Source organism: Mycobacterium sp. NAZ190054 (assembly GCF_001545925.1).
Lineage (GTDB): Bacteria > Actinomycetota > Actinomycetes > Mycobacteriales > Mycobacteriaceae > Mycobacterium.
Map to the genome: position 1 here is coordinate 1 of NZ_LMVQ01000286.1, position 4,807 is coordinate 4,807.

Annotated in this window: 5 protein-coding genes; 4 read left to right on the top strand and 1 reads right to left on the bottom strand. The window is 67.6% G+C overall.

Translation table 11 applies throughout. The features are described 5' to 3' along the window. From ASJ79_RS19040 to ASJ79_RS19050, 3 genes are all read left to right on the top strand, one after another. The coding region (locus ASJ79_RS19040) for an SDR family NAD(P)-dependent oxidoreductase (protein ID WP_067958492.1) at window positions 1-577 on the top strand (577 nt) is incomplete at its 5' end. A gap of 7 nt (window positions 578-584) precedes the next feature. Then, window positions 585-2,093: an NAD(P)/FAD-dependent oxidoreductase gene (locus tag ASJ79_RS19045; protein WP_067958494.1), complete on the top strand. Its 1,509-nt coding sequence runs from the start codon at window positions 585-587 to the stop codon at window positions 2,091-2,093. Between the two features lie 6 nt (window positions 2,094-2,099). Next, the gene (locus tag ASJ79_RS19050) at window positions 2,100-3,035 is read left to right on the top strand and encodes an alpha/beta hydrolase (protein ID WP_067958497.1); all 936 of its coding nucleotides are present in this window, start codon (window positions 2,100-2,102) and stop codon (window positions 3,033-3,035) included. Here ASJ79_RS19050 and ASJ79_RS19055 read toward each other — a convergent pair. Continuing rightward, window positions 3,012-3,494, bottom strand: coding sequence for an SRPBCC family protein (locus ASJ79_RS19055; protein ID WP_067958504.1), 483 nt, complete (start codon window positions 3,492-3,494; stop codon window positions 3,012-3,014). The genes ASJ79_RS19050 and ASJ79_RS19055 overlap by 24 nt on opposite strands. A 107-nt stretch (window positions 3,495-3,601) precedes the next feature. Between ASJ79_RS19055 and ASJ79_RS19060 the strand changes: the two genes are divergently transcribed. Continuing rightward, window positions 3,602-4,684, top strand: a complete 1,083-nt coding sequence (locus ASJ79_RS19060; protein ID WP_067958506.1) for an acyl-CoA dehydrogenase family protein — start codon at window positions 3,602-3,604, stop codon at window positions 4,682-4,684. The last annotated feature ends 123 nt before the right edge of the window (window positions 4,685-4,807 follow it).

The following is a 4,807-nucleotide window of genomic DNA, read 5'->3' on the forward strand; positions in this document are numbered from 1 at the left end:
CGCGATGGCGGTGGAGCTGGACGTCACCTCCGAAGAACAGTGGGCACGCGCGGTCGCGTCGGTGGTGGAGAGGTTCGGGTCGCTGACCGCGCTGGTGAACAATGCCGGCGTGCTGCACCGCGCGCCGCTGTCCGATGAGACGGCGGCCGGTTTCGAGGGCAGCTGGCGGGTCAACTGCCTGGGCCCGTTCCTCGGCATCCGGGCGGCGCTTCCGCACCCGCGCGACGCGGCGAACGCCTCGATCGTCAACACCTGCAGCACAGGGGCGATCCGGCCGTTCCCGAACCACAGCGCCTACGGCTCGTCCAAGTGGGCCCTGCGCGGCCTGACCCAGGTCGCGGCCGTCGAACTGGCGCCCGCCGGGATCCGGGTGAACGCGGTCTCCCCGGGGCCCGTCGAGACACCGATGCTCGATCCGACCACCCAGTCCCGGCTGGCGGATGCGGCGTTGATGGGCCGGATCGGCAGGCCCACGGAGATCGCCGACGCGGTCGCGTTCCTGGTCTCCGAACACGCCTCGTTCATCACCGGTTCCGAGCTCATCGTCGACGGTGGGCAGTCCCTGCAGATTGGATGACGACGCGATGGCCACAACGCTCTCCGTAGGCATCATCGGTGCCGGCCCCGGCGGCCTGGCGCTCGGAATCTTCCTGCGCAAAGCCGGGTTCACCGATTTCACCATCTTCGACCGCGAGGACGGGGTCGGCGGCACATGGCGGATCAACACCTATCCGGGTCTGGCGTGCGACGTGAAATCGCACCTGTACTCGTACTCTTTCGACCTGAACGCGCACTGGTCACGGCTGTGGTCGGGGCAGCGGGAGATCCTGGAGTACTTCGAACGCTGCGCGCGGCGTCACCGCCTGCACGAGAACCTGCGGTGCAGCACCGAGATCGTCTCGGCGCACTGGATCCCCGAATCGGGCAAGTGGCGGCTGACCACCGCCGCCGGCGACGAGCACACCTTCGACATCGTCGTCTCCGCCGTCGGGATGTTCACCCGGCCGGTGATGCCCGACCTCGTCGAGGAGGAACCGTTCACCGGGACGATCATGCACACCGCACGGTGGGATCACTCCGTGGATCTGCGCGGGGCCCGTGTCGCGGTGCTGGGCACGGGATCGACTGCTGCGCAGCTTGTTCCGGAGGTCGCGAAGCAGGCCGCCACGGTGTACTCGGTGCAGCGATCGCCCACCTGGGTGCTGCCCAAACCGGACCGGGAGTACACCGAGAGGGAGAAATGGATGTTCGCGCACATCCCGCTGGCCAAGAGGATCCACCGGACCCGATTGTGGTTGCGCAGTGAGTCGAACATCTCGGTGATCGAGCACGGCAGCGAGAAGACCGAGGAGTTCAAGAACATCGCGCTGCGGTCGCTGGAGGCGGCGGTGCCCGACGACGAACTGCGCGCGAAGCTGACCCCGGACCATCCGTTGGGCTGCAAGCGCCTCGTGTTCGCCACCGACTACCTGCAGACCCTGACCCAACCGCATGTCCAGGTGGTGTCCAGCCCCGCACGCAGGCTGCGGTCGCGTTCGCTGGTCACCGACGACGGCACCGAGCTCGACGTCGATGTCGTGTTGTGCGCCACCGGATACGCCGCGGCGGACTACCTCGGGCAGATCGAGGTGCGCGGCGCCGACGCGGGGCTGCTGAGCGACACCTGGCGCGACGGCGCGTTCGCCTACCTCGGGATGACCGTGCCGGGGTATCCGAACTTCTTCATGCTCTACGGACCCAACACCAACGTCGGTTCCAACAGCGTGATCTTCATCCTGGAGGCGCAAGCGCACTACGTCGTGCGGGCGCTGAAACACATGCGGCGCAGGAACAGGACCTACATCGAGGTACGGTCCGACGTGATGACACGCTACCTGGACTCGATCGACACATGGATGCAGGGCACCGTGTGGCTGACCCGGTGCAGCAACTATTTCCGCGCGGCCAACGGCCGGGTGGTGACCCAGTGGCCGCGCAGCGCCCGCGCCTTCTGGCAGATGACCCGCTGGTTCAGACCCGGTGACTATGTCTTCGCGGCCCCGCAGACCCGGCCGGCGATCCGGGTCGCTGCCCAGACCGCAGGGCAGCGGTAGGCCGCCATGACCGATCGCGACATCGCCGAGCGTCTCGACCCGGCCCTGCGCCACCTCGCGGCCGCGCGTACCGATCTGTCGCCGCATGTCCTCGGCGCCGTGCGGGACTCACTGAACCAACGACGGGCCGAGACGGCGAGGACGCGAGACACCGTCGGCGTCGAGGTCGAACAGCGTGACGTCGCCGTCCCGCAGGGGCACCAGGTCACGGTGCGGATCTATCGCGGTGGCCCGCCCGGTTCGGGTGCGGTGATCTATTGCCACGCAGGCGCTTTCGTTTTGGGCAACCTCGACACCGACCACCGGCAGTGCATCGAGCTGGCCCGCCGCGGACGGTGCACGGTGCTGTCGCTCGACTACCGGCTGGCCCCCGAACATCCGTACCCTGCGGCGCTCGAGGATGCGGCGGCGGTCCTCGACTGGGCGGCCCGCTGTGCGGCCGAACTGGGTATCGACGCCGCAATGATCGCCGTGGCCGGGAGCAGCGCCGGCGGGGCTTTGGCGACCGGGCTCGCGCAGCGCGCCGCGACCGGCAGCGGCCCCGCGGTGGTGTTCCAGTTGCTGCACCAACCGGTGCTCGACGACCGGCCGTCGCCGTCGAAAGAGGAGTTCACCACCACGCCGGGCTTCGACGGCGAAGCGGTGCAGTGGATGTGGCGGCATTACGGGGCGGGCGCATCCGTACCCGACGACGCGGTGCCCGCCCGCACCGAGGACCTCTCGGCGCTACCGCCCACGCTGATCACCTGCTCGGAGCTCGATCCGCTGCGCGACGAGGCGATCGACTACGCGCTGCGGCTGATGTGGGCCGGCGTCGGCACCGAACTGCACGTGTTCAGCGGCACCTGCCACGGTTTCGACTCGCTGGAGCCCGACTGGGAGATCAGCACTCAGCTCTTCGACATCCAGGGTGCGGCGCTACGCCGGGCGTTCCTGCGCTAATTCGCGCGCGATCGCCCGGTGGTAGGCGTCGATGTTCGCGGGATTCACGATGCGGAAGAAGCCGTCGGGCATCGGTGAGTCCTTGTACGCCTCGACCGTCATGGTCCTGCTGAACAACGTGACGCCCTCGCCGGGCTGGGTGAACGCGTACTGCACGCTGATCCGGCCCGGCATGCCGCCGTTGCCGTCACTGTCGTGGCCGAGGTTGCCCACGGAGTTGAACATCCACAGCCTGGGACGCATCGCGACGGCCAGATGCCAGGTGAAGATCCGGGTGCCGTCGGGGCCGGTCTCGGTCCAGGTGTCACCGACCTCCAGCGGCCACTTCTCCGGCACCTTGCCGACGTGCGCGCTGCCCGGATACGTCTTCGTCCAGTTGACCGGATTCGTCACGAAGTCGTAGATCTCCTCGGGGGATTGGGTGAACGCCGTCTCCGACGTCGTGGTGACGATGCCCACGATGGCTCCTTCCCGACGTACCATGTGCTTTACAAAGTCACGCCATAATGTCACGCTGCAGCATGGTGGACAAATGGTGCGCCGGGCGAGAGCGGGGAGCTGTCACGATGGACTTCGCCGAAGTCGAACTGTCCGAGGATGACCGGGCCTTCCAGACGGAACTGCGGGAGTTCCTTGCCTCCGTGGTCACCGACGACGTCATCGAACGCGATCGGCGGACGGGCGACAACTTCGACGAGACGGTTCATCTGACGCTCGGTGGTGCCGGGTACCTGGAACGGGACTGGCGCACCGAGCGTGACGGGGGCTTCACGGCCGTCCAGCGGCGGATCTGGGAGCTCGAGATCGGGCGGGCGCACACCCCGTGGTTTCACTGGAGCACCACGGCGATGGTCGCGAAGGCGGTGGACCGGTTCGGGGCCGACCAGTTGAAGGACGAGGTTCTGCCCGGGGTGCTGTCGGGGCGGTTGTGGTTGTGCCTGGGCTACACCGAACCCGAGGGTGGCTCCGATGTGGCGACCTGCAAGACGCGCGCGGTGCCTGACGGCGAGAGCTGGATCGTCAACGGCTCGAAGATGTTCACGTCGAACGCCCACCACGCCCAGTACGTCTTCCTGATCACCAACACCGACCCGACGGCGCCCAAGCACCAGAGTCTGACCATGTTCCTGGTTCCGCTGGACTCCGCCGGCGTCGACATCCAGCCGATCCGAACCGTGGACGGGGACCGCACCAACATCACCTTCTACAGCGATGTCCGCGTGGACGACCGGTACCGGATCGGGCCGGTCAACGGTGGTTGGGCAGTGCTGCGCGAGGCGCTCAACGCCGAGCACGGCACCGTCGAACGCGATGGCAGTGGGCTGAGCAAGATCGCCACCATGTCCGAACACGCGCTGCTACTCGCCGACGAGGTTGACCGGGTGGCCGGCGAGGTATCCGGGAACAGGCGGCTCGACGACGAGTCGGTCGCGTATCGGTTGGGCCGCAGCATCGCCCGGTTGGAAGCGGCGCTGAGTACACCGGAGATGTTCGGCCGGGTGGCCATCGCGCAGACTCTGCGCGACATCACCCCGGAACTGATGGACATCCGCGGGGCGGTGGCCGCGGTGCCGGACGGACTCAGCGCCGAGTATTTGTTCCGGTTGGCCGGGCCGACGGGTATCTATGGCGGCACGCTGGAGGTGTGAACCGTCCTGGATCTGGTGGAGACCGTGATCGCACCAGGAGGATGTGGTTGTGGCTGCGCCGAAAAAGTTCGACCAAGAGACCCGTGAGCGGGCAGTTCGGATGTATGAGGACCGGATCGCGGA